The sequence below is a fragment of the Actinoplanes aureus genome (assembly GCF_015704865.1).
GTDB lineage: Bacteria > Actinomycetota > Actinomycetes > Mycobacteriales > Micromonosporaceae > Actinoplanes > Actinoplanes aureus.
On sequence record NZ_JADQTO010000010.1, the window covers coordinates 156,737 to 180,330 of the forward strand.

The following is a 23,594-nucleotide window of genomic DNA, read 5'->3' on the forward strand; positions in this document are numbered from 1 at the left end:
CCGGATCGGTTACCCGGACGCCGGCGCATAGCGTCAGCGGCATGACGACGACGCAGATCGACGCACCTCTCACTCCCAGCCCCGCCGTTCGCATCCTGCCTCAGCTCGTCGGCGACACGCGCTACGTGCTCACCGGTTTTCCGCTGGGCCTGGCCGGAGTCGTCCTCTGCCTCACCGGATTCGCCGCCGGGCTCGGCCTGGCCGTGGTCTGGGTCGGCGTACCGATCATGATCGCCGCGATGATGCTGGCCCGCGGCTTCGCGGTCGCGGAACGCGAGCGGATCGCCAACGTGCTCGGCCGGCCGGTCCCGCAGCCCGACTACCGCACCGCGGAAGGCAAGGCGCGCCGGCTGGTCGCCACGCTGACCGACCCGCAGTCCTGGCTGGACCTCGCACACGCGGCCGTACGCTTCATCCCCAGCACGATCGCGTTCTCGCTCGTGCTCGCCTGGTGGGCCGGCCTGCTCGGTTCGCTCACCTGGTCGCTCTGGGGCTGGTCGCTGCCGAACGGCCCGGACGACCGGGACCTGCCCGAGCTGCTCGGCTTCGGCGACTCGTACCTGACCTCGATCGGCTTCTACCTGGTCCTCGCCGTCCTGTTCGCGATCACCCTGCCCGCGGTCGTACGCGCTGCCGCCCTGCTGGAAGCCCGCTTCGCCCGCGCCCTGCTCAGCCGGAAGAACTAGACCCCTCGTCCGGCCCAACGTGAGTGCTGTCTGGCGGCCGTTGAGACAGCATTGAGCGTGGGCCAAGCAAGATCATCGCTACGGAGCCCTCTAGACCCTTTCGGTCCCGCTTCTTCGGGGTACGCGTGACCGGCTTCTTGCCGAAGCCGACGCGTGCCCGCTCTCCCGGCGCGAGCCAGGCTTTCCCTCACCGCCCCAGCGCGGCCGCCGGGAAACACCAGTCCGTCGCGCTGGGTGCCGGGTCCGGGTGGTAGCGCCGCCCACGGTACGAGACAGCCACTGCTTCTAGCTACCGAGCCGAGCCGCGCTGGGCCGCAGCCCCCGATCAGGCGCGATTCTCCGCGTGCGTGAGCGTCTCCCACGCCGACATCAAGTTGTTGTTGCCGGTCGGCCGCTGGCCCACCGTCAGCTTCTCGGTGGCGGGCATGTGCACCCCCATCCGGTTGTGCAGCGCGTTGAAGCCCACCTCCGTCACCGGGCCGACCCACCGGTTGTCCACCTTGCCGCCGCACAGCCAGGACGGCAGGTTGCCGGTGGCGTGGCGGGCCAGGAAGCCCATCGCGTGCCGCAGCCGGTCACGCACCTCCGGGTAGAGGTCGCGGCCCTGGATGCGACTGGTCTCGGCGATGTGGGAGATGGCCGCGACGCCGTACCCGGTGTGGGTGAAGTCGCGGCATGTCTCCTGGGAGATGCCGTCGACGAAGGTGGTCTGGCCGTACCAGTATTTGACGATCTCGGCGCGGGTGTCGATGGAGGTTCCGGGCGGTGGCTTCGGCAGGGCGCCGTCCGAGGCCAGGTAGATGTAGGCCGGCACCCGCTTGCGGAACCGGGCCACCGTCTTGTCGTAGAGGGTGCGGTCGTCCAGGTGCACCGCGATCGACACGGCCGCCTCGATCTGGGTCAGCTCCCAGTTGCCGTTCCACGACGAGCGGTCGGCCTGCGCCATCGGCAGGTAGACCTTGCGCAGCATGGTGGCGAACCGGGCCGAGTTCGGCCAGGACCGGTACGCGTGCTTGATGATCTCGGCGGCGCGCGGCCAGACCGAGGCGGACCAGGAGGACTGCAGGGCGTCGTTGCTGTTCGTGTGCGCGGTGATGGTGCCCGACCAGGCGTCCATGATCACGATCGCGCGTTTGGCGTACCGCTCGTCCCCGGTCAGATACCAGGCCAGCGCGAGGGTGTAGGCGGCGAAGGCGTCGCGGCGCTCGGCGCCGCAGCCGACGTCGGGGTTCGAGTAGGGACCGCACTGCACGACCTTGTACGCCGTAGGCGTGTAGCCGAGCGACGCCGACGGGCTGGCCATCATCGCGTCGTAGGCCTTCTTCCACGGCTGCGCCCCGGCCCGCACCTTTGCCTTGACGAAGTCCAGTTGCCCGCGGCTGACCAGCACACCGGGGTGCGCGAAGCCGCTGCCGGCCGCCTTCGCGGTGACGGTGGTGGTGCCGGCGTCGGCGGTGGCGACGCCGGCCGCCAGCAGCGCGGCCGCCGTGACACCGGCGAGAACCGCAGAGAGGCGGCGGGCCATGTGTTGCTCCAGGTCAGAGATCGTTCGGGTACGCCGGACGACTGTCCCCGGCCGCCCGCGACGCGTCAACCAGCCGAACGGCTCGCCCCAATCCCGATTGTTCGCAGATTATCTGGCGCGAAACTATGCTGGGTGGCATGACCGCGATGGCCCCCACCCGCACCGAGACCGACCTGTCCTTCCTGCTCGACCACACCAGCCACGTGCTGCGCACCCGGATGACCGCGGCGCTCGCCGAGATCGGCCTGACCCCGCGCATGCACTGCGTGCTGGTGCACGCCCTGGAGGCGGAGCGCACCCAGATCCAGCTCGCCGAGCTGGGCGACATGGACAAGACGACCATGGTGGTCACGGTGGACGCGCTGGAGAAGGCGGGGTACGCCGAGCGGCGCCCCTCCAGCACCGATCGGCGCGCCCGGATCATCGCGGTGACCGCGAAGGGGGCCGAGGTCGCCGGACGCAGCCAGCAGATCGTCGACGGCGTGCACCGGGACGCGCTGGGCGCCGTGCCGGACGACGAGCGTGAGGTGCTGGTCCGCGCGTTGAACCGGTTGGCCACCGGGCACCTGGCCACCCCCGTGGAGAGCGCGCAACCGGCACGCCGGGCACGAGAGCGCGCAAAGTAGTTCCGAAAAATATCGTCTACTACGGGACTATCTGCTAGCGTCTCTCTCCAGGAACCCGTTCTTGGGGAGGAACACCATGTCGAACTCGCGCTGGACCGCACTCGCCGTACTCTCGGCCGCGGGACTGATGACCATCCTCGACGGCAGCATCGTCACCGTCGCCATGCCCGCCATCCAGCAGGACGTCGGGTTCTCACCGGCCGGGCTCAGCTGGATGGTCAACGCCTACCTGATCCCCTTCGGCGGCCTGCTGCTGCTCGCCGGCCGGCTCGGCGACCTGCTCGGCCGGCGCACCATGTTCCTCGCCGGCAACGGCATCTTCACCGCCGCGTCCCTGCTGGCCGGCTTCGCCGGCAGCCCCGGCCAACTGATCGCCGCCCGCTTCCTGCAGGGCGTCGGCAGCGCGATGGCCGCCGCGGTCGTCCTCGGCATCCTGGTCACGCTCTTCACCGATCCCGCCGAGCGCGCCAAGGCGATCGCGATCTTCAGCTTCACCGGTGCCGCCGGCGCCTCCATCGGCCAGGTCCTCGGCGGCGTGCTCACCGACGCCCTGAGCTGGCCCTGGATCTTCTTCATCAACGTGCCGATCGGCATCGCCACCATCGCCCTGGCCCTCGTCGCGCTACCCCGCGACCGCGGAGCCGGCCTGTCCGCCGGCGCCGACGTCATCGGCGCCGTGCTGGTCACCTCCGGTCTGATGCTGGGCATCTACACCGTGGTCAAGGTCGAGCAGTACGGCTGGCTGGCCTCGCACACCCTCGGCCTCGGCGCGGTGTCACTCGCGCTGCTTGCCGCGTTCGTCCTGCGCCAGGCCACCGCCGCCACCCCGCTCATGCCACTGCGCGTCCTGCGCTCCCGCAACGTCACCGGCGCCAACCTGGCCCAGATGCTGGCGCTGTCCGGGATGTTCGCCTTCCAGGTCCTGGTCGCCCTCTACATGCAGAAGGTGCTCGGCTACGGCGCACTGGAGACCGGCCTGGCGATGCTGCCCGCGGCCGTCGGCATCGGCGCGATCTCGCTGTTCGTCTCCGCCCCGCTGACCGCCCGCTTCGGCGCCCGTACCGTCCTGCTGACCGGCCTGGTGCTGCTGACCGCGGCGATGGGCCTGCTCAGCCGGATCCCGGTGGACGCCGACTACCTGACCCACCTGCTGCCGGTGATGCTGCTGATCTCCGGCGGCGGCCTGGTGCTGCCCGCGCTGGCCACCCTCGGCATGTCCGGCGCCCGGGAGAGCGACGCCGGCCTGGCCTCCGGACTGTTCAACACCACCCAGCAGGTCGGCATGGCCATCGGCGTCGCGGTGCTGTCCACCCTGGCCGCCTCCCGCACCGAGCAGCTGCTCGCCGCCGGGCAGCCGGAGGCCGCCGCGCTCACCGACGGATACCGGCTGGCCTTCACCACCTCGGCCGGCCTGCTCCTGGCCGCCTTCGCGGTGGGAGTCCTGGTCCTGCGCCAGCCCGCCACGACGGCGGCCGAACAGCACGAGACCGTCACCGCCTCCTGACATCCCGCTCGTACCGGATCCGAAAAAGTTCCATCCGCCGCGCCCGCTCCGCCGAATCAAGTCCGGAGGGAAGGAGACCCACGATGGCGGAGCGTGGCATCACCGGCCGCCCGGAGCACCTGGCTCCGGTGCCCGGCCCGCAACCGGCATCGGACGCCGGCACGTTGCTCAAGGCGGTGGCCCGCGGCGACGAGAGGGCGTTCGGCAAGCTGTACGACCTGGTGGCACCACGCGTCTACGGCCTGATCCGCCGGGTGCTACGTGACCCGGCCCAGGCCGAGGAGGTCACGCAGGAGGTGCTGGTCGAGGTGTGGCGGTCGGCGGCACGGTTCGACCCGGACCGGGGTTCACCGACCGCGTGGGTCTTCACGATCGCGCACCGCCGCGCCGTCGACCGGGTACGCGCCGAGCAGTCCGCGGCCGCCCGCACGATCCGGGTGGGCATCGCCTCGGTCGACACCCCGTACGACGCGGTGGCCGACGAGGTCACCCTGCGGCTGGAGCGTCAGCAGGTGCGGCACTGCCTGGACTACCTGACCGAGTTGCAGCGGCAGGCGGTGACCCTCGCCTACTACCAGGGGCACACCTATCCGCAGGTTTCGGAGCTGCTCGACGTACCCCTGCCGACGGTGAAGACCCGCATGCGCGACGGCCTCATCCGGCTGCGCGACTGCCTGTCCGCGGAGGCGGCGGCATGACCGCGGACGTGCATTCCCTGATCGGCGCCTATGCGCTGGACGCGCTCGACGACATCGACCGGGCGGCTTTCGGCCGGCACCTGCGGGAGTGCGCGGCGTGCCGGGCCGAGGCGGACGAGCTGCGGGAGGCCGCCGCGCGCCTGGCCGACGGCGCCTGGTCGGTGCCGCCGCCACGGCTGCGGGACAACGTCATGGCCGAGGTCGCGAACACCCGCCAGCTCCGCCCCGCCGGTCCGCCACCGGCCGCGACGCCGGCCCGCACACCCCCGTCACACCGCCTGCGGCTGGTGGCCGCGGCCGCCGTCGTGGTCACCGCGGCCGGGGCGGGCGCGGCCGTCTACACCGTTCAAGATCAGCGGGTACGCCGAGCGGAGACGCTCGCCGAGTCAGCCCGGCAGAACGAGGCCCGGGTCCGGTCGATCCTGGCCGCCCCCGACGTGGTGGTCCGCGACGAGGCGCTGGACACCGGCGGCCGGGTCACGGTGGCGAGCTCCCGCCTCCAGGACGCCGGCGTGATCATGCTGGCCGCCGACGGTGCTCCGGCCACCGGCCAGGTCTACCAGTTGTGGACCATCCGCTCCGGGACCGCGGCGTCGGCGGGCGCGCTCGGCGAAGGCCAGGCCGCCGCGGTCCAGCTCGTCGAAGGACTCCCCGCCGCCGAAGGAGTGGGCGTGACCGTGGAGCCCGCCCCCGGTTCGGCCACACCGACCACCCCGCTGGACGCCCTCGTGACCCTGACCTGAGCCGGCCCGTGGCTGGTAGCGTGGGCGCCGGTACCGCACGGTAGCGGGTCGTCCAGTGGTGTGCGCGTACAGCGCCCGCGCGGAAGGTCCCACCATGCCGACTCAGATCAGGCCGTTCCTGCGAAGCGACCGGGAACAGGTCACCTCCCTCGTCAACGCCCACGTCGCCGCTGTGGTCCCGGGTGTCTCGCTGTCCGTCCAGGCCCTGCTGAGCCAGCTCGAGCGTGAGCCCGGCGAGTTCATCGTGGACCGGTGGGTGCGCGATCGGGTCACCCTCGTCGCCGAGCAGCGCGGCCGGGTGGTGGCGGCGGCACACCTGCTGCGGTACGCCGACGACGAGAACACCGGCGCCGAGTACCGGAATGCCGGCGAGATCCGCTGGCTGTTGTGCTGGCCGGACGCGCCGTACTGGCCGGACGCGGCGGAGGCCGGTCAGGCGCTCGCGGTGGCCTGCCACGCCCAGCTCACCCGATGGGGTGTCACCCGCCGCTACGCCGACGGCGCTCTGCCGGTGCCGGGTGTGTACGGGGTTCCGGAGCAGTGGCCGCACGTCCGGGCGATCTACGAGTCGATCGGTTTCCGGGCCGGCGGGCGTACCGAGATTGTGCTGGTGGCCGACGTCGGACGGCTCCGGCGGCCCGCCGCGCCGGTGCCCGGGCTGGTCACGCGACGCACGCTGGGTATCAACGGCACCCGCCTCACCGCCTCGCTGAGCAGCCAGGACGTCGGGTTCATCGAGGTGGACACGAACCTGGACTCCGGTCCCCGGGTGTCCCGGGTGGGCGCCTGGGCCGACATCGGCAACCTGTGGATCGCCCCTGACCACCGCGGCCGCGGCATCGGCGCCTGGCTCGTCGGCCAGGCCGCCGGCTGGCTGGACCTCGGCGGCGCGACCCGCCTGCTGAGCTACGCCGACGAGGACGAGAAGGACTTCATGGCGTTCCACCTCGCCGCCGGGTTCACCGTGCTGACCCGCACCACCCGGCAGTTCGTCAGCGATCACGGACCAGACGCAGCATCTCGTCCACCGACCCGGCCGGATCGGTGATCGGGAACTGGACCGCGTGCACCGTGGCGGCCGGGTCGATGAGCAGGGTGAGTCGCTTGAACCGGTCCACACCGGCGGCCCGGAAGGTGGGTAGCAGCAGCCCGGCGGCGAGCCGCTGATCCTGGTCGGACACCAGCGGGAAGGGCAGGCCGGCGTGCGCGGCGAAGGCGGCCAGCTGGTCGGGGCGCTGGGTGCTCGCTCCGCGGACGCGGGCGCCGGCGGCGGCGAAGTCGCCGGCCCGGGCGGCGTACGTGGTCGACTCGAGCGTGCAGCCGGCCGCGCCGGGGACCTCCGACCAGTACGGCGGGTAGCCCTGGGCCTCCGGGACGAACGCGCCCGGGAAGCAGTACAGCACCGTCCAGCTGTCCGGCGTGGCGACCGGCTCCGGCTCGCCGTCGTGGCGGGTCAGCACGATCTCCGGCACTCTGCGGCCGACGAGCGCGTGCACCCGCCGGGCCTCGGCCGATCCGGCCTGTGCCGTGGCGGTCAGGGTGCCGTCGCCGATCAGGTGCCGGTCGCCCCACTCCTGGAGCGCGATGAGAACCGGCAGCAACCCTTCGCCCTTGGCGGTGAGCAGGTAGTCGTAGCGCGGTGGCCGGTCGGAGTAGCGGCGGCGCCGCAGCACGCCGTGGTCGGTCAGCTCGGCGAGCCGCTCGGCGAGGGCCCGCCGGCTCATCCCGAGGGTTCGTTGCAGGGCGTCGAACCGCGTCACGCCACCGGCGATGTCGCGGATGAGCAGGAACGTCCACCAGTCGCCGAGCACACCCACCGCCTGCGCGATTCCGCAGTCCGCGTCAGCCAGGTCGACTCGTTTCACACCTATGACTATAGTGCGTTCCAATATGAAACTTACTATGTTCTGGCGGTGGTGGGCCGCCGGTACGACGAGCGGGCTCGGTTCGGCGATCGGCGGCGTCGCACTGCCCCTGACCGCGCTCACCGTGCTGCACGCGTCGGCGTTCGAGATGGGCGTGATCTCGGCGGCCGGCTATCTGGCGTACCTCGTGATCAGTCTCCCGGCCGGGGTGATCGTGCAGCGCATGCCGCTGCGCGGCATCCAGGTCGGCGCGGACCTGGTCCGCGCCCTGGCCGTGGTCTCCATCCCGCTGGCCTGGTGGGCCGGCCTGCTGAGCGTGGCCCAGCTGGTCGTGGTGGCCCTGGTGATGAGCTTCGCGAACGTGCTGTTCGCGGTCGCCAACCAGACGTTTCTGCCGGAGATCGTGCCGGCCGCGCAACTCCAGGCCCGCAACAGCCTGAACTCCGGCACCCACGCGGCCACCGAGCTCGGCGGGCCGTCACTGGGTGGTCTCGCGGTGCAGGTTCTCGGCGCGGCGCCGACGCTGCTCGTCGACGCGGTCAGCTATCTGATCTCCGCGGTGCTGCTGCGCACCCTCCCGGCCCGGCAGGTCCCGGCGCCGGCCACCCGGACCTCGATGCTCGCGCAGATCCGCGAGGGCTGGCACTTCGTGACGCGGCACCCGGTGATGGCTCCGGGCATGTGGGCGGCCACCGTGGTCAACTTCGTCAACGGCGCGTACCACGCGTTGTTCGCCTTCTACCTGGTCCGCGAGCTGCACGCCTCGCCCGCCCTGGTCGGGCTGCTGCTCGCCGCCGACGGCCTGGGCACGCTGATCGGCGCCGCGGTGACCACCCGGTACACCGACCGCTTCGGCACCGCCCGCGGCATGATCTTCGCCGCCTTCGCCGGTGTGGCGGGCGCGCTGCTCATCCCGGCGGGTGGCGTACTCGCCTTCGCCGCCGGCAACCTGATCTTCGCCGGGACGGTGGTGGTGCTCAGCGTGACCACCCGCACGTACCGGATGATCGCCAGCCCGCCGGAGCTGCTGTCCCGGGTGATCGCCACGGTCCGGTTCGTCTCCTGGGGCGCGATCCCGGTCGGCGGCCTCATCGCCGGTGCGCTGGCCGGCCAGCTCGGCGCCCGCACCACGCTGCTCATCTTCGGCGCGGTCACCGTCTGCACGCCGCTGATCTGGCTGCTCTCCCCGGTGCGCGGTCTGCGTGACCTGCCGATGCTGGACGCCCCGGAAGCCGCCACGGCGGCCCGCTGAGCCCGGCGGCACTCCGACGGATCCGTCTGGCGGACGAGACGAGATCAGCAGCGAGGCGGAGGCGGACGCGCCCACGGGCGGACGACATCGCCGCGCCGCCCGCCTAGCGTTCTTTCCCGGCCGGCCGGGACACCGGTCCCTGTCCGACCGGGACATCTTCCGGTTTGGATGGTGCCGAACCCCATCCCACCAGGAGGAACACATGCATGAGGTGCTTCGTCGCGCGGCCGAGCTCGCCCCGTCACTGCAGGCCCGGGCGGCCGAGCTGGACGCGGCGCGGCAACTGCCCGCGGATCTCGTCGGCGAGCTCAGGTCGGCCGGGTTCTTCCGGATGTTCGTGCCGCGCTCGCACGGTGGCCACGAGCTCGACCTGCGTACCGGGATGGCGGTCCTGGAGACCCTCGCCGCGGCGGAGCCCGCGGTCGGCTGGACCGTGATGATCGGCTCGGAGACGCCGCAACTGCTCGCGTTCCTGGACCGGGAGACCTTCGACAAGATGTACGCGGCCGGCCCGGACGTCATCGTCGCCGGCGGCTTCAACGCGCAGGGCACGGCCAAGCCCACCGCCGACGGCTTCCAGGTGGACGGCCGGTGGGCGTTCGGCAGCGGCTGCACCCACGCTGACTGGATCTTCGGCAACTGCCTGGTCGGTCCGGGTGACGGGATGCGGTCGGCGCTCGTGCCGGCGTCGCAGGCCCGGATCGTCGACACCTGGAAGGTGCTGGGCCTGCTCGGCACCGGCTCGCACGACGTCGAGATCAACGACGTGCACGTGCCCGCCGAGCACACCTTCGACCTCTTCGGCGGCGTCTCCTCGATACCCGGGCCCGGCTTCATCGCCCCGCTGATGCACTTCGTGCTGCACCTGGGCGCGGTCGCCGTCGGCATCGCACAGGGCACGCTGGACGCGACGGTCGCGCTCGCCACCAGCGGCAAGCAGCGCCTGTACGCGCGCGCCCGCCTCGCCGACAGCCAGCTGTTCCAGGTGAACCTCGGCCGTGCCGACCTGACGCTGCGCGCCGCGCGGGCCCTCCTCGCCTCGACCGCCGACGAGGTGTGGGCGCTGTGCTCCACCGATCCGGCCGGCCTGGCCGCCGCCGGGCCGCGCGTCTCGGCCACCCTGTCCTGGGTCACCGAGGCGGCGCTGTCCACCGTCGACACGTGCTACCGCGCCGCGGGCGGGCAAGCCGCCCGCGACACCTCACCGATCCAGCGTCGCTTCCGCGACATGCACACCTTCAGCCAGCACGCCGCCGCGGCCGAGGGCTGGCTGGGCGGGCACGGCAGCGCGCTGCTCGGCGAAGCAGGTGGTCTCTCTTACTGACAACACCTACGGGGTACGCAGAAGAGCACCCGCGATCGTGCGACCGTGCTCGGTCCACGGCTCCGGGCGCATCGTCGCCGGGTCGAGACGCACATTGACCCGGCGGCCCTCGGCGTAGACCGTCACGCCGTCGGTGGAGGTCACCCGGAACCGGTACTCCGCGCTTGTCGCGCCGAGCCGGTCGAGCCAGAAGTGCACGCTCACGTCGCCGGTGCCGCGGACCGGGCGGTGGAAGGTGATCCCGTACTCCCGGACCACGTTGAAGGCGTCCGGCGTGGTGGGGCGGCCGCCGGAGAACGAGACTCCGCGCTCGGTCCACCAGAGCGTCATGGCCCGCTCCACCAGCACCGCGTACCGGGAGTTGTGCAGCACGCCCATGGCGTCGAGGTCGTCGAAGTGCACGGGCATGGGCACCACGTCGCCGTACGCGACGGCGGGGGCTTCGGTCACGGTGGTCATGTCAGCTCCGGAAGGATCGTCGGGTCGGTGGCGAGGCCGCGCAGGTGGCCGAGCAGTGCACGGCGCGCCTGACGGAAGGTGGCCTCCGGGCCGAGCACGGGGGCCTGCATGACGGCGCAGACTCCGAGCGACTCGATCTGATAGGCGAGCGCGGCCGGGTCGGTGGCGGCCGGCAGCTCGCCGAGTGTGACCGCCTCGGTGGCCAGCCCGGTCAGGAACGTCATCCAAGCGGTCATCTCGGCGGCCAGCCGGTCGCGGATCACGCCGGGCCGCGCGTTGAACTCGAAGTGGGCGTTGGCGAAGAAGCATCCGCCGGGAAGGACCCGGGCCTCGTAGAAACGGAGCCGGTAGTCGTGCACCGCCCACAGCCGGCGCAGGCCGGCGGGCTCGGCGAGCGCCGGCCGGATGACCCGGTCGGTCCACTGTGCCCGGGCGTGGTCGATCACCGCGAGTTGCAGCGCCTCCTTGGAGCGCCAGTGCGCGAAGAGGCCGGACTTGCTGACCCGCAGCGCGTCGGCGACCTGACTCAGCGACAGGCCGTCGAGGCCGGCCACGGTGGCGAGCAGCAGTGCCTGGTCGAGCACCGCGGTCCGGGTGCGCTCGCCGCGGGCCAGCCGGCCGTCCTGAGTCATGCCACCGACCCTACTAAACGAACGACCGGTCGTAAACATAACCGGCGTCACACCCGGCCGCTGAGAATTCCCTGGGGAACCGCTGGGCGCTATGGAAAACCGGCGGGAGCGCCTGTCATGATCATCTGTAGTAACTCGGTCGAATTTGTTGTAAACTGCGGCCCGATCGACGTACCGGAAGCGTGCCCCCGACTGCGCAGGTAAGGACGATGTTCAATCGCACTGTGATGTTCGCCAAGCAGAACGCGCCTGAATCCATTCGCGTGATTACGCGCCGGACGCTGCTCGGAGTGCACAACAGCCGCCTGCGGCTCACTGTTCCGGTGGTCACCCGCAGTGAATACGTGAACATTTATCACTGCGCGGTGCGCAAGACCGCGAGTCAGTGGATCAAGGAACTGTTCAGCGATCCGATCGTGTACCGCCACTCCGGCCTGCTCACCTACGACCCGCGGTTCTACAACTGGAGCCACCCCCGGGTCTGCCCGCCGGACCGCATCGCCCTGTCGCTTTTCTTCAACCGTAAGAAATTCGACGCGATCCCGAAGCCGGACAAATACCGAGCATTCTTCGTCATGCGCGACCCGCGCGACATGGTCGTCTCCGGCTACTTCTCCACCCGCAATTCACATGCGCCCATGGGCGACGTGCTGGAGGTCCGAAAGGTCCTCCAGGAATTGCCGCGGAAGGAGGGGATGCTGTATCTGATCGACAATCTCGCTGCCAAGGGCCGGTTCAAGGCGCTCCGTTCCTGGGCCGTCGCGCCGCCCTCGGAAGAGGTCCGGCTGTTCCGCTACGAGGATCTGGTCGGTGAACACCAGGCGAACGAAGTGGACCAGCTGATGCGGCACTGCGGGATCAACATTCCGCCGGCCGAGCTGGCCACCCTGCTGTCCCGCTACAGCTTCTCCAACATGAACGAGCGCAAGGCCGCCGGAGGCGTGTCGCACTACCGCAAGGGCCAGCCCGGCGACTGGCGCAACCACTTCGACGACGACATCACCGAGGCCTTCGTCAAGGCGACCGGCAACCTGGTCGAGCGGCTCGGCTACCCCGCCTTCGACGGATCAATCACTCGTTCCGGATGAGGTGGACCCGCCGGTCCGCTCTCTAGCGTGAACGCCATGGATCTGCTGCTGGGTTCCCTGTCCGAGGCGGAGTTGGCGCTGGTACGCGAGGCTGATCCGGACCGGCTCGCCGGCCTGGACGAGGACGCGCTGATCGAACTGCACACCCGGGTCCGCCGCGCGCGCAACAAGCACGTGAAGGTGTATCGCCGCCGGGCCGCGACCCGGGTCGCGGAGGCCGGCGGACGCGGAAAGGCCCGCGCGCAGAACAGCCGCAAACGCGCCAAGGCCGAGGTCTTCGAGGTCATCCTCGCCACGGTGAGCCGGCACCTGGCGCTGGCCGCGCAGGCCAGCGCCGAGTCGATGGAGGCCGAACGCCTCGCCGAGGAACCCGTGACCCGCGGCGTGTCGGCCGAGCCACCGCCGGTCCCGGTCCTGCGCCCGCAGCGCGACGACCGCCGCCCGCAGTCGGTCGAGCTGCAGAAACGGCACGCGTCCACCCGCGCGAAGGGCGCCCGCCGGCAGGCCCGCAAGGACGGCCGCTGACCCACCCTCAGCCGGTGGCCGGTGGCCGGTGGCCGGTGGCCGGTGCCGGCCGACCGCAGCGTGGACGCGCTGGCGTTCACCTCGAAGCCGAGCTCGTCGCGCAGCCAGCGGGCGGTCGCGTACATCCGGCTCGGATCGCCGTCGAGGCGGGTGTCGATCGGCATCAGTAGGCCCCGTCTATCGTCCGCCCGGCGGCGACCTCGCGCGCGGCGTACGTCTGGCTCGCCTCGGCGACCCGCGTCCCGGCCTCCTGGAGGCCGGCCACCAGGTTCGCGGAACTCTCGGAGAGCCTGCTGAGCAGCTCGGCGAAGATCGGTGTCGCCTCGCTGGCGTCCGGTGTGGCCGGTGTGCGGGCCCGGGTGGCACCCAGCATCTCGCTGGAGCGCCGGAGCCGGCTGGAGATCGATTCGAGCAACACAAGGTCGACTTGCAGGCGATCGGCCATGATTGTCCCCCTCACCGCGTTACGGATGCCCTGGTGTACGCCTCGCGGGCCGCAGCGGTTCACTCGCGGTCGTGCCAGCAACACTCAGCGAAGTCACAGCATCACTCCGCCACGATGGCCGGATGCGTGCGGTGATGTTCCACAGATATGGACCACCCGAAGTGCTCACTCAGGTCGAGCTGCCGACGCCGGTGCCGCGCGGTGATCAGGTGCAGGTCCGGGTGCACGCCACCACGGTCACCTCCGCCGAGTGCGGCATGCGGCGCGGCGAGCCCCGCTGGGGGCGCGTCATCATCGGGCCGATGCGGCCCCGTTCCGGGATTCGCGTGCTCGGCCTCGAGTTCGCCGGCGAGATCACGGCAGCCGGTCCGGACGTCCGTAACTATCGGGTCGGTGACCGGGTCTTCGGGTTCACCGGTTTCGCGGTCGGGGCGAACGCCGAGTACAAATGCCTCTCCGAGAAGGCGTCGTTCACCACGATCCCGCCGGGCGTCTCGTACCAGGAGGCAGCCGCCACCGTGGACGGCTTCACCACCGCCTGGCACTTCCTGCACAGAACGGTCAACCTGCGCCCCGGCCAGCGGGTGCTGGTCATCGGCGCGTCCGGCAGCATCGGCACGTACGCCGTCCAGGTCGCGAAACGCGCCGGCGCCACCGTGCACGGGGTGTGCAGCGGCCGCAACGTCAAGCTGGTCGAGTCGCTCGGCGCCGACCGGGTGTTCGACTACACGGCCGAGGACTTCGCCACCTCCGGCGAGCGGTACGACATCGTCTTCGACACCGTGTCCCGCAGCTCGTTCACCCATTCCCGGCCGGTGCTGGCGCCGCGCGGCAGCTACCTCCCGACGACCGGCTTGTTCAACAACGTCCTCCAGCTGCGGACCGCCCTGACCGGTGGCCCCCGGGTGCGTACCGGCATGTCGGTACGCAAACACGCCGCCCTCGCCGAGCTGCGTGCCCTGCTCGAGCAGGGCGAGCTGAAGATCGTCGTCGACCGCACCTATCCGATGAGCGAGATCGTCGCCGCGCACCGGTACGTGGACACCGGCCGCAAGGTGGGAAACGTGGTCATCTCGGTCCCCTGAGGAAAATACTTGCCTACTAGGAAAGTGGAGCGTACTTTCCTAGTAGGCAAGTACAGGCCCGAGGAGGAAGCGATGACCACGCCGAACATCCCACCCGTCGACGCCGAGCTCGCCCTGGCCGAGGTGCGGGCCCGCCGCGCCCAGGTCGTCGACACCAACCTCGTACCCGACTGGTTCTGGTACGGCATCGCCGTCCTGATGATGCTGTTCGTCGCCGCCATGGAGAGCGAGATCGGCTGGCTGATCGCCGTCGGCACGATCGTCTACGCGCTCGGCCTGGCCACCCTGATCCTCGCCCTGGTCCGCCGGGCCCGCGTCCAGGTCCGGCAGGAGCTGATCGGCGTGCGCGGCGCCCTTGCCATCGCCGGTTTCACGGTCACCCTGGTCGCGATCGGCGTGGCCCTCGGCTTCACCCTGGACGCGCTCGGCGTCCCGCTGCCGGCGACGCTCGGCTGCCTGCCCGTCGCGATCGGCCTGGCGGTCGGCGGCCCCCGGCTGATGTCCCACCTGCGCCGGTTGATGCTGTCCCGGCCGGTGGCGGGTCCCCGATGACCGGCACCCCGCGCTTCGACGAGCTGATCCACGCACCGACCCGGCTCTCACTGGTCAGCCTGCTCGCCGCGACGGAGTGGGCGGAGTTCAAGTTCCTCCGCGACAGCATCGGCCTCTCCGACTCGGCGTTGTCCAAGCAGCTGACCACCCTCGAAGAGGCTGGATACGTGGACATCCGCAAGAGCTTCGTGGGCAAGCGGCCGCGCACCTCCGCCCGGCTCACCCCGGTGGGACAGCAGGCCTTCGCCGACCACGTCGCGGCACTGCAGGAGATCGTCGCCCGGGCCGGCCTGGCGGTCCTGCCCGACCAGCTCACCCACTGAACCCTTCGACGACACGTTCGCAACCCCAGCCGCCCGGCGATCGCCGGGCGGCTTTCCACATCGATAGCTGTTAACGCGCACAACATCTTGCCGAAAACGTTTTCGTACGTCAGCCTGACTTCCAGGACGGAGCCCGCTGGGGCATCTCGCGACGCAGGGGCACTGCCGCGAGTCCATGCCCGGCAACCACCAACGAACCGCGCACGGGGGTGCACCAGAACCCAATGAATCGATGAGTATCAATGGAGGTTCCGTGCGAACACGACTCCTCGCGGCCATCGCCGCCGCACTGGTGGCCGTCAGTCTGATTCCCGCCGGGGCGTACGCCGCGCCGGCCACCTGGAGCCCGCCGTCCCACCTGGTCACCCCGCTCAACCAGGTATGGCAGCACCAGGAGCAGACCTACAACGGCGGCAATCTGTACGGGTTCCGCAACTACGGCTGGGACCAGGTGATGGCCAACCGTGGCTACATCAACTACTGCGTGCGCTGGGACTCCTCGGCGAGCGTGACCGCGGCCCAGCGCGACCAGATCCACGCCGCCCTGGCCCGGCAGCACAAGAAGTGGATGGACGAACTGGTCGGGCACAACGCCTGGCCGTACGGCGAGGTGCCGGTCCGGGTGGTCGGCTGGGCCGTGCGCAACCGCTCCCAGCTGCAGTGGAGCGACACGTCGGTGGACATCTACGTCAACGACATCCGGGAGAACGCGCCGCAGTGCTCGGTGCCGTGCGGGCGGTTCTTCAACCAGAACGGCCAGTACCCGAGGTGCCCCGGCGGGGTCGCCCGGCACTACGACCAGTCGCTGTGGCTGACCGACGGCTTCGGCGGCGGCGCCGGCGGTGACTGGGGCCAGCGGATGGGCCGCGAGTACTTCATGAACAACATCAACGCGAACAACATGCACATCCTGCTGCACGAGATCGGCCATACCTGGGGTCTGGACGACTTCTACGACTGGACCCCGAGCGGCGTCAGCAACTTCATCATGCGCGCCGGCAGTTCCACGTCGATCACCGAGTTCGACGCCTGGATGTTCCGCGACTGGTGGCGGCACCTGAAGAGCCGCTACGGCTACTGATCCGCGTTACAGAGCCCCGGCCGGCGGAGAACCGGCCGGGGCCCGACGAAAGGTGCCGCCCATGCCGCAACGCCGCACCCTGCTCAAAGCCGCCGCCGGCGCCGCCCTGCTACCGCCGGTCACGCTGGCCCGGCCCGACAACGGCGTGTCCGCGTACGCCTTCCCGCTCACCGCCGTCCGCCTGGGCGCCGGACCGTTCGCCGACAACGCCGCTCGCACCCAGACCTACCTGCGATTCCTCAACGCCGACCGGCTGCTGCACATGTTCCGGGTCACGGCCGGACTGTCCTCGTCGGCGACCCCGTGCGGCGGCTGGGAGTCACCCACCACCGAGCTGCGCGGCCACTCGATCGGACACGTGCTGACCGCTCTCGCCCAGGCGTACGCGAGCACCGGCGACACCGCGTACCGGACCAAGGGCGACTACCTGGTCGCGCAGCTCGCACTCTGCCAGCGGCCGAACGGCTTCCTGTCCGCGTACCCGGAAAGCTTCATCGACCGGGTGGAGACCGGCCAGCAGGTGTGGGCGCCGTACTACACGCTGCACAAGATCGTGCAGGGCCTGCTCGACATGCACCAGCTCGCCGGCAACGGTCAAGCGCTCACCGTGCTGGAACGCAAGGCGGCGTGGGTGCAGGCCCGCAACAGCCGGCTGACGTACGCGCAACGCCAGCAGATGCTGCGTGTCGAGTTCGGCGGCATCGGCGAGACCCTGTTCAACCTCTACCAGCTCAGCGAGAACCCGGCGCACCTGACCACCGCCCAGTACTTCGACCATGCCCAGGTGCTCGACCCGCTCGCGGCGAACACCGACGCGCTCGCCGGGTTCCACGCCAACACGCAGATCCCGAAGGCTCTTGCCGCCATCCGCGGCTTCCACGCGACCGGGGCGGTGCGTTACCGCGACATCGCCGTCAACTTCTGGAACTTCGTGGTGCGCCAGCACTCGTACGCGATCGGCGGCAACTCCAACGGCGAGTACTTCCAGGCGCCGAACCGGATCGCGAGCGAGCTGTCCGACACGACCTGCGAGTGCTGCAACTCGTACAACATGCTCAAGCTGACCCGGCAGTTGTTCTTCACCGACCCGGGCCGGGGCGCCGAGCTGATGGACTTCTACGAGAAGGCGCTCTACAACCACCTGCTCGGCGCGCAGAACCCGGGCTCGGCACACGGGCACCACTGCTACTACGTGCCGCTGCGGCCCGGCGGGATCAAGACGTACAGCAACGACTACGACAACTTCACCTGCTGCCACGGCACCGGGATGGAGACCAACACCAAGTACGTGGACAGCGTCTTCTTCCACAACGCGAACACCCTCTGGGTCAATCTCTTCATCGCGGCGACGCTGACCTGGCCGGGCCGGGGCATCACGGTACGGCAGGACACCACGTTCCCGGAGACGGCGACGTCACGGCTCACCGTCACCGGCACGGGACCGATCGACCTGCGCGTCCGCATCCCGTCCTGGGCCACCGGCGCCCAGGTACGCGTCAACGGCACCCTCACCGGCTCCCCCGCCCCCGGCACCTACCTGGCGATCAACCGCACCTGGGCGAGCGGCGACACCGTCGACATCAGCCTGCCCATGGCGCTGACCGTCGAGCCCACCCCCGACAACCCGGCGGTCCGCGCCGTCAAGCACGGCCCGATCGTCCTGGCCGGACAGTTCGGCAGCACCAACCTGAGCGCGCTGCCCTCGCTCGACCCGGCGACGCTGCGCCCGGCGGCCGCCCCGCTGGAGTACACCGCCGGCTCGGTGCTGCTGCGGCCGTTCTACAAGACCCACGGCCAGCGGTACTCGGTGTACTGGAACGTCGTCAGCAACACCCCGCGAGAGGCGCACTATCCGTTCGAGGAGGCCTCCGGCAGCGCGGTCGTCGACGCGACGGGCAACGGGTGGAACGGCACGCTCGCCGGCGCGGCCTCCAGGACGGCCGGGCGTACCGGTCGCGGTGTGCTGCTGGGCGGCGGAAACGCGTACATCGGCCTGCCGGCCGGCATCCTGGCCGGCGCCGCTTCCTTCACGGTCGCCGCCTGGGTACGCGTCGACACGGCCGCCAGCTGGGCCCGGGTCTTCGACTTCGGCAGCGGCACCGGGTCGTACCTCTTCCTGACCCCGCGCAGCAGCGCCGGCACCGCCCGCTACGCGATCAGCACCGGCGGATCCGGGGCGGAGCAGCGCATCGACGCACCGGCCGCGCTGCCCACCGGCACCTGGACCCACGTCGCCGTCACCCACACCGGCAACCTAGGCGTGCTCTACGTCAACGGTGCCGAGGTGGCCCGCAACAGCGCGCTCACCGTCCGCCCCAGCGCGCTCGGCGCCACCACCCAGAACTGGATCGGCCGCTCGCAGTACGCGAACGATCCGTACCTTGCCGCGGCCGTGGACAACGTCCGGATCTACAGCCGGGCGCTGTCCGCGGCCGAGGTTTCCCAGCTGAACGCCACCGGTCAGTGAAGGAGTCAGAATGTCTCTCCGTAGGTGGGTAGCCACCGCGTGCGGGGTGATCACGGCGGTCGCCGTGACCGCCGTGCCGGTGCACGCCGCCAACCCGATCATCACCACCATCTACACCGCCGACCCAGCCCCGCTCGTCGTCGGCAACACCATGTACGTCTACGCGGGCCGCGACGAGGCTCCCACCGGCACCAGCAACTTCGTGATGCGCGAGTGGCACGTGCTCTCCTCCACCGACGCGGCGAACTGGACGCACCACGGCGCGCGGGCGAACATCGCGACCTTCGGCTGGGCCGGCGCCGACGCCTGGGCGAGCGAGGTCGAACCGCGCAACGGCAAGTACTACTGGTACACCTCGATCAACGGCAACGGCCCCGGCTGGATGAACATCGGCGTCGCGGTCGGTGACAGCCCGCTCGGCCCGTTCACCGACGCCAAGGGCGGACCGCTGATCAGCGACAGCACCCCGAACTCGTCGGGCCTCAACATCGACCCGACGGTCTTCGTCGACGACGACGGCCAGGCGTACATGTACTGGGGCGGCTATTGGGGCCCGCGCGCGGTCCGGCTGGCCAGCAACATGATCGACACGGTCGGATCGGTGGTCACCCCGACGGGACTCACCAACTTCTGGGAGGCCCCGTGGATGTTCAAACGCAACGGCCTCTACTACATGATGTACGCCGCCAACGACACCAGCGGCTGCGTCACCAACTCGAACTACGCCTGCCAGCGGTACGCGACCGCGACCAACCCGCTCGGCCCGTGGACACATCGCGGCGTCGTCCTCGGTCAGGTCTCGTCGACCACCAACCATGCCGGCATCGTCGAGTTCAACGGCCAGTGGTACATCGTCTACCACAACGCCAACGCGCCCGGCGGCGGGAACTTCCGCAGGTCGGTGGCGGTCGACCGGCTCTACTTCAACGCCGACGGCACCATCCAGCCGGTCACCCAGACCACCACCGGTCCGCCGCCCAACCCGGGAACCGGCGGCGGTAGCGGCACCAACATCGCGCCGTCGGCGACCGCGTCCACGTCGCACGTCTCCGCGTGGGAGAGCCTGGCGGCGATCAACAACGGCGGCACGCCGGCCAACTCGCAGGACCGCTCCAACCTCGTCTACGGCAACTGGCCGCAGCAGGGCACCCAGTGGATCGAGTACCAGTGGCCGGCCGCGCGCTCGATCAACCGCTCGGCGGTCTACTGGTTCGACGACAACCAGGGCATCGATCTGCCCGCGTCATGTCAACTCCAGTACTGGAACGGCAGTCAATATGTACCGGTGCCCGGTCAGTCAACATGTGGCACGGCCGGCAATGTTGACAACGTCATCACGTTCAACCCGGTCAACACGACCCGGCTGAGACTCCAGATCACCTCCCGTAGCGGCTACTCCACCGGCGTACTCGAGTGGAAGGCGTTCCAGTCATGAAGCTCCGGGCGTACGCAATGATCCTGGCTCTGACCAGCCTGAGCCTCATGCCGGCGCAACCGGCGCAGGCAGCGCAACCCATCGGTTTCCCGACCTTCACCGGTAGCGGCGCGATCCCGGCGCCGCCGGTCGGCTACTCGACCGGCGACACCATGCGGGCCATCTACGACGCCGAGGCGTCCGGCACCGACTTCTGGATGGACCGGCTGCTCGCGCGGACCGGAAACGACCCGGCCGGGCCCTGGCTGATGAGCCGCGGCCGCGCGGCCTTCATGTACACCCACAACCCGGCGGTGATCGGCTTCGGCGGCAACGCCGCCTACTGGGACAACATCAGCAGCCAGAACGCGTACGCGATCACCGCGTCACCGGGCACCTTCACCGAGCAGCCCGCCCAGCGACGGCAGACGCCGAGCCATTGGCGCAGCGTGCACACCGGCGGCTCGGTCCGGCTCGACGTCACGAAGTTCATCACCCACAACAACGTGCTGGTCACCAACGTCGCGGTGGTCAACACGGGTTCCGCGTCGGCGACCGTGCAGCTGAACGCCACCTCGCCCTACGCGACGACGGTCAGCGGCAGTGAACTGACCGGCACGCGGGCGGTGAAGAACAACCTCACCACGCTGTACCCGCGGTTCTCCGGCGACGGCTTCACCGCCGCGAGCGGCGGCCTCAGCCGCTCGGTCACGGTGCCGGCCGGGCAGACGGTCACCGTGAAGGTGCAACTCGGGCTGGTCGCCACCGAGATACCCCAGTCGCGTACGGAGTACGACGCCTACCGTGCGCAGTCGGCGGCCGACGCGTTCGCCACCCACGTGCGCGCCTACAACCGGTGGTGGGCCGACAACGTGCCCTACATCGACGTGCCCGACCCGGCGATCAAGAAGAACATCTACTACCGCTGGTGGCTGATGCGCTTCAACCACCTGGACGCGGACATCCCGGGGCAGGACTTCCAGTTCCCGCAGTCGATCGAGGGTGTGACCGGGTACAACAACGCGATCGCGCTGACCCAGCCGATGCACATCGACGACCTGAAGTACCTGCGCGACCCGTCGCTGTCCTACGGGCCCTACCTGGCGGTCGGGCAGTACTCGGCGAACGGCCGGTTCATGGACAACCCGGGTGACCCGGAGAACTGGTCGAACTCGTACACGCAGTACATCGCCGAGGCGGCCTGGCGGGCGTACCAGATCCACGGCGGGCAGCCGGCCATGCTGCGCAACTTCGCCCGGTACGCCGAGGGCGACGCCAAGGGGCAGCTGGCCACCTACGACACCAACAACAACGGCGTCATCGAGTACGACTGGGGCGCGATGACCGGCAACGACGCCGACGCGGTGTCGTTCCACTGGCGGTCCGGCAACCTGGACCGGGCCGAGACGGCGTACGTGTGGTCCGCGGCCGTCGCCGCCCAGCAGGCGTACACGCTGCTCGGCAACACGGCCAAGGCCACCGAGATGCAGACGCTCGCCGACCGGATCCGCAACGGCGTCGTGAACACGCTGTGGAACCCGTCGCGGCAGCTGCTCGAGCACAAGCACGTGTCGACGAACACCCACGTGCCGTGGAAGGAGATCAACAACTATTACCCGTACTCGGTCGGGCTGATGCCGAACACCGCCCAGTACCGGGAGGCGCTGCGGCTGTTCGCCGACGCCGCCGAGTATCCGATCTTCCCGTTCTACACCGCCAACCAGAAGGACAAGGCCGCGGCGGCGGCCGCCGGTAACCCGGGAAGCAACAACTTCTCCACGATCAACTCGACGGTGCAGTTCCGGCTCTACTCGTCGGTGCTGCGCAACTACCCCAACTCGTGGATGACCAACGAGGACTACAAGAAGCTGCTCTACTGGAACGCCTGGGCACAGTACGTCGACGGCAACACGGCCTGGCCGGACGCCAACGAGTTCTGGGCGGACTGGAACGGCAGCGCCATCACGTACCGGTCGTGGATCCATCACAACATCCTCGGCAGCAGCAACTGGACGATCATCGAGGACGTGGCCGGGCTGCGACCGCGCAACGACGCCCAGATCGAGCTGTCGCCGATCAACATCGGCTGGAGCCACTTCGCGGTCAACAACCTGCGCTACCGCAACGCGAACCTCTCCGTCGTCTGGGACGACCCGACCGACGGGGTGACCCGCTACAGCGGCGTACCGCAGGGCTACTCGATCTATCTGAACGGGACCCGGGTCGCCACCGTCGACCGGCTGGTCCGGTTCGTCTACAACCCGGCCACCGGCGCGGTCACCTTCCCGTCCGGCACCGGCACGGTCACCCACAACGTGGCCTTCTCCGGTTTGCAGGCGCCGCAGAACGTGGCGCAGAGCAGTGACCGGATGGTCGACATCTTCGCCAAGGCGGGCGTCGACCTCACCTCCACCGCACCCAACCTGGCCGCGGGCGCGACCGTGTCGGCGTCCTACACCACCTCCGGCACGTCGGCGGCGGCCGCGATCGACGACCTGCCCACCAACTCACCCTTGTGGGGCACCTACGGCACACCGAACGCCACCGACTGGTACGAGCTGAACTTCGGCGCCAACCGTACGGTGAACGAGGCCCGGCTGTACTTCCGCAACGACCGGGCCGGCAACCGGTACCGGCCGCCCTCGGCGTACACCGCGCAGTACTGGAACGGCTCCGCCTGGGTCGCCGCGGCCGCGCAGGTCAAGACGCCGGGCACGCCGCAGTCCAACTACAACCGGGTCACCTTCACCCCGGTCAGCACCGCCCGGCTGCGGATCCAGTTCACCCAGCCGTCCGGCACCGCCAAGGTCGGCCTCACCGAGGTCAAGCTGTACGGCCAGGGCACCGTCCCGGCCAACCCGAACCTGGCGGCGGCCGCGACTCCGAGCGCCTCCTACACCTCGGCGTGGGAGAACGTCGCCGCGATAAACGACGGCATCGACCCACTGTCCTCCAACGACACGGTCAACCCGCGCTGGGGAGCGTGGCCCAACCAGGGCCAGCAGTGGGCCGAACTGACCTGGTCCTCGGCGCAGACCCTGCGCTCCGCCCAGGTCTACTTCTTCGACGACAACCAGGGCATCGACCTGCCCGCCTCGTGGAAGCTCCAATACTGGACCGGCAGCGCGTACGCCGACGTGCCGTCCCCGAGCGGCTACCCGGTGGCCGCCAACCAGTACAACCAGGTCACCTTCGGCCAGATCAGCACCACCCGCCTGCGGGTGGCCCTGACCAGCGGCGCCGCCTCGGTGGGCCTGCTGGAGGTGAAGGCTTTCGCCTGACCCGGCCCGGTGTGCGGGC

General features: G+C 70.2%; 22 protein-coding genes. 17 read left to right on the plus strand and 5 right to left on the minus strand.

Annotation, left to right across the window (positions count from 1 at the left end; all coding sequences use genetic code 11):
- Positions 1-41 precede the first annotated feature (41 nt).
- Positions 42-686 (plus strand): sensor domain-containing protein, encoded by a 645-nt coding sequence (locus I4J89_RS22205; RefSeq protein ID WP_196415946.1) that lies wholly within the window; start codon positions 42-44, stop codon positions 684-686.
- Positions 687-1,011: 325 nt separating this feature from the next.
- Here the strand turns inward: I4J89_RS22205 and I4J89_RS22210 are convergent, their stop codons facing one another.
- Positions 1,012-2,211 carry an alginate lyase family protein gene (locus tag I4J89_RS22210; RefSeq protein WP_196415947.1) on the minus strand — a complete coding sequence of 400 codons (1,200 nt, stop codon included), beginning with the start codon at positions 2,209-2,211 and terminating at the stop codon, positions 1,012-1,014.
- A gap of 137 nt (positions 2,212-2,348) precedes the next feature.
- On the opposite strand from I4J89_RS22210, the gene I4J89_RS22215 reads away from it, so the two are divergent.
- From I4J89_RS22215 to I4J89_RS22235, 5 genes are all read left to right on the plus strand, one after another.
- A complete protein-coding gene (locus I4J89_RS22215; protein WP_196415948.1) occupies positions 2,349-2,837 on the plus strand; it encodes a MarR family winged helix-turn-helix transcriptional regulator in 489 nt (162 codons plus the stop codon).
- A 76-nt stretch (positions 2,838-2,913) separates the two neighbouring features.
- Positions 2,914-4,341 carry an MFS transporter gene (locus I4J89_RS22220; RefSeq protein WP_196415949.1) on the plus strand — a complete coding sequence of 476 codons (1,428 nt, stop codon included), beginning with the start codon at positions 2,914-2,916 and terminating at the stop codon, positions 4,339-4,341.
- 83 nt (positions 4,342-4,424) lie between these two features.
- Positions 4,425-5,039: a sigma-70 family RNA polymerase sigma factor gene (locus tag I4J89_RS22225; RefSeq protein WP_230859384.1), complete on the plus strand. Its 615-nt coding sequence runs from the start codon at positions 4,425-4,427 to the stop codon at positions 5,037-5,039.
- Positions 5,036-5,782: an anti-sigma factor gene (locus tag I4J89_RS22230; RefSeq protein WP_196415950.1), complete on the plus strand. Its 747-nt coding sequence runs from the start codon at positions 5,036-5,038 to the stop codon at positions 5,780-5,782. The genes I4J89_RS22225 and I4J89_RS22230 overlap by 4 nt, the downstream gene beginning before the upstream one ends.
- Positions 5,783-5,876: 94 nt before the next feature.
- Positions 5,877-6,830 (plus strand): GNAT family N-acetyltransferase, encoded by a 954-nt coding sequence (locus I4J89_RS22235; protein ID WP_196415951.1) that lies wholly within the window; start codon positions 5,877-5,879, stop codon positions 6,828-6,830.
- On the opposite strand, the gene I4J89_RS22240 is transcribed toward I4J89_RS22235, so the two are convergent.
- Positions 6,775-7,647: a winged helix-turn-helix transcriptional regulator gene (locus tag I4J89_RS22240; RefSeq protein WP_196415952.1), complete on the minus strand. Its 873-nt coding sequence runs from the start codon at positions 7,645-7,647 to the stop codon at positions 6,775-6,777. The two genes, I4J89_RS22235 and I4J89_RS22240, sit on opposite strands and share 56 nt — an antisense overlap.
- Positions 7,648-7,672: 25 nt before the next feature.
- Between I4J89_RS22240 and I4J89_RS22245 the strand changes: the two genes are divergently transcribed.
- Positions 7,673-8,899 (plus strand): MFS transporter, encoded by a 1,227-nt coding sequence (locus tag I4J89_RS22245; RefSeq protein ID WP_196415953.1) that lies wholly within the window; start codon positions 7,673-7,675, stop codon positions 8,897-8,899.
- Positions 8,900-9,101: 202 nt separating this feature from the next.
- The gene (locus I4J89_RS22250) at positions 9,102-10,223 is read left to right on the plus strand and encodes an acyl-CoA dehydrogenase family protein (protein ID WP_196415954.1); all 1,122 of its coding nucleotides are present in this window, start codon (positions 9,102-9,104) and stop codon (positions 10,221-10,223) included.
- A 6-nt stretch (positions 10,224-10,229) separates the two neighbouring features.
- Here the strand turns inward: I4J89_RS22250 and I4J89_RS22255 are convergent, their stop codons facing one another.
- A complete protein-coding gene (locus I4J89_RS22255) occupies positions 10,230-10,682 on the minus strand; it encodes an acyl-CoA thioesterase (protein ID WP_196415955.1) in 453 nt (150 codons plus the stop codon).
- The gene (locus tag I4J89_RS22260; RefSeq protein ID WP_196415956.1) at positions 10,679-11,314 is read right to left on the minus strand and encodes a TetR/AcrR family transcriptional regulator; all 636 of its coding nucleotides are present in this window, start codon (positions 11,312-11,314) and stop codon (positions 10,679-10,681) included. Before I4J89_RS22260 ends, I4J89_RS22255 begins: the two co-directional genes overlap by 4 nt.
- Before the next feature lie 209 nt (positions 11,315-11,523).
- Between I4J89_RS22260 and I4J89_RS22265 the strand changes: the two genes are divergently transcribed.
- Together I4J89_RS22265 and I4J89_RS22270 are read left to right on the plus strand one after the other, a co-directional pair.
- Complete coding sequence (locus I4J89_RS22265) at positions 11,524-12,402, plus strand: sulfotransferase domain-containing protein (RefSeq protein ID WP_196416091.1); 879 nt, start codon at positions 11,524-11,526, stop codon at positions 12,400-12,402.
- Positions 12,403-12,438: 36 nt separating this feature from the next.
- On the plus strand, positions 12,439-12,927 hold the full coding sequence (locus tag I4J89_RS22270) for a hypothetical protein (protein WP_196415957.1): 489 nt from the start codon (positions 12,439-12,441) through the stop codon (positions 12,925-12,927).
- Positions 12,928-13,090: 163 nt separating this feature from the next.
- On the opposite strand, the gene I4J89_RS22275 is transcribed toward I4J89_RS22270, so the two are convergent.
- Positions 13,091-13,372, minus strand: coding sequence for a hypothetical protein (locus I4J89_RS22275; RefSeq protein WP_196415958.1), 282 nt, complete (start codon positions 13,370-13,372; stop codon positions 13,091-13,093).
- Positions 13,373-13,494: 122 nt separating this feature from the next.
- Between I4J89_RS22275 and I4J89_RS22280 the strand changes: the two genes are divergently transcribed.
- From I4J89_RS22280 to I4J89_RS22310, 7 genes are all read left to right on the plus strand, one after another.
- On the plus strand, positions 13,495-14,457 hold the full coding sequence (locus tag I4J89_RS22280; RefSeq protein ID WP_196415959.1) for an NAD(P)-dependent alcohol dehydrogenase: 963 nt from the start codon (positions 13,495-13,497) through the stop codon (positions 14,455-14,457).
- A gap of 72 nt (positions 14,458-14,529) precedes the next feature.
- Positions 14,530-15,009: a hypothetical protein gene (locus tag I4J89_RS22285; protein ID WP_196415960.1), complete on the plus strand. Its 480-nt coding sequence runs from the start codon at positions 14,530-14,532 to the stop codon at positions 15,007-15,009.
- The gene (locus I4J89_RS22290; protein WP_196415961.1) at positions 15,006-15,332 is read left to right on the plus strand and encodes a winged helix-turn-helix domain-containing protein; all 327 of its coding nucleotides are present in this window, start codon (positions 15,006-15,008) and stop codon (positions 15,330-15,332) included. Before I4J89_RS22285 ends, I4J89_RS22290 begins: the two co-directional genes overlap by 4 nt.
- A gap of 253 nt (positions 15,333-15,585) precedes the next feature.
- On the plus strand, positions 15,586-16,413 hold the full coding sequence (locus tag I4J89_RS22295; protein ID WP_309238414.1) for a hypothetical protein: 828 nt from the start codon (positions 15,586-15,588) through the stop codon (positions 16,411-16,413).
- A 61-nt stretch (positions 16,414-16,474) separates the two neighbouring features.
- Positions 16,475-18,880, plus strand: coding sequence for a glycoside hydrolase family 127 protein (locus tag I4J89_RS22300; RefSeq protein WP_196415963.1), 2,406 nt, complete (start codon positions 16,475-16,477; stop codon positions 18,878-18,880).
- Between the two features lie 10 nt (positions 18,881-18,890).
- Positions 18,891-20,315 carry a glycoside hydrolase family 43 protein gene (locus I4J89_RS22305; protein WP_196415964.1) on the plus strand — a complete coding sequence of 475 codons (1,425 nt, stop codon included), beginning with the start codon at positions 18,891-18,893 and terminating at the stop codon, positions 20,313-20,315.
- Positions 20,312-23,575 (plus strand): discoidin domain-containing protein, encoded by a 3,264-nt coding sequence (locus I4J89_RS22310; protein ID WP_196415965.1) that lies wholly within the window; start codon positions 20,312-20,314, stop codon positions 23,573-23,575. Before I4J89_RS22305 ends, I4J89_RS22310 begins: the two co-directional genes overlap by 4 nt.
- Positions 23,576-23,594 lie beyond the last annotated feature (19 nt).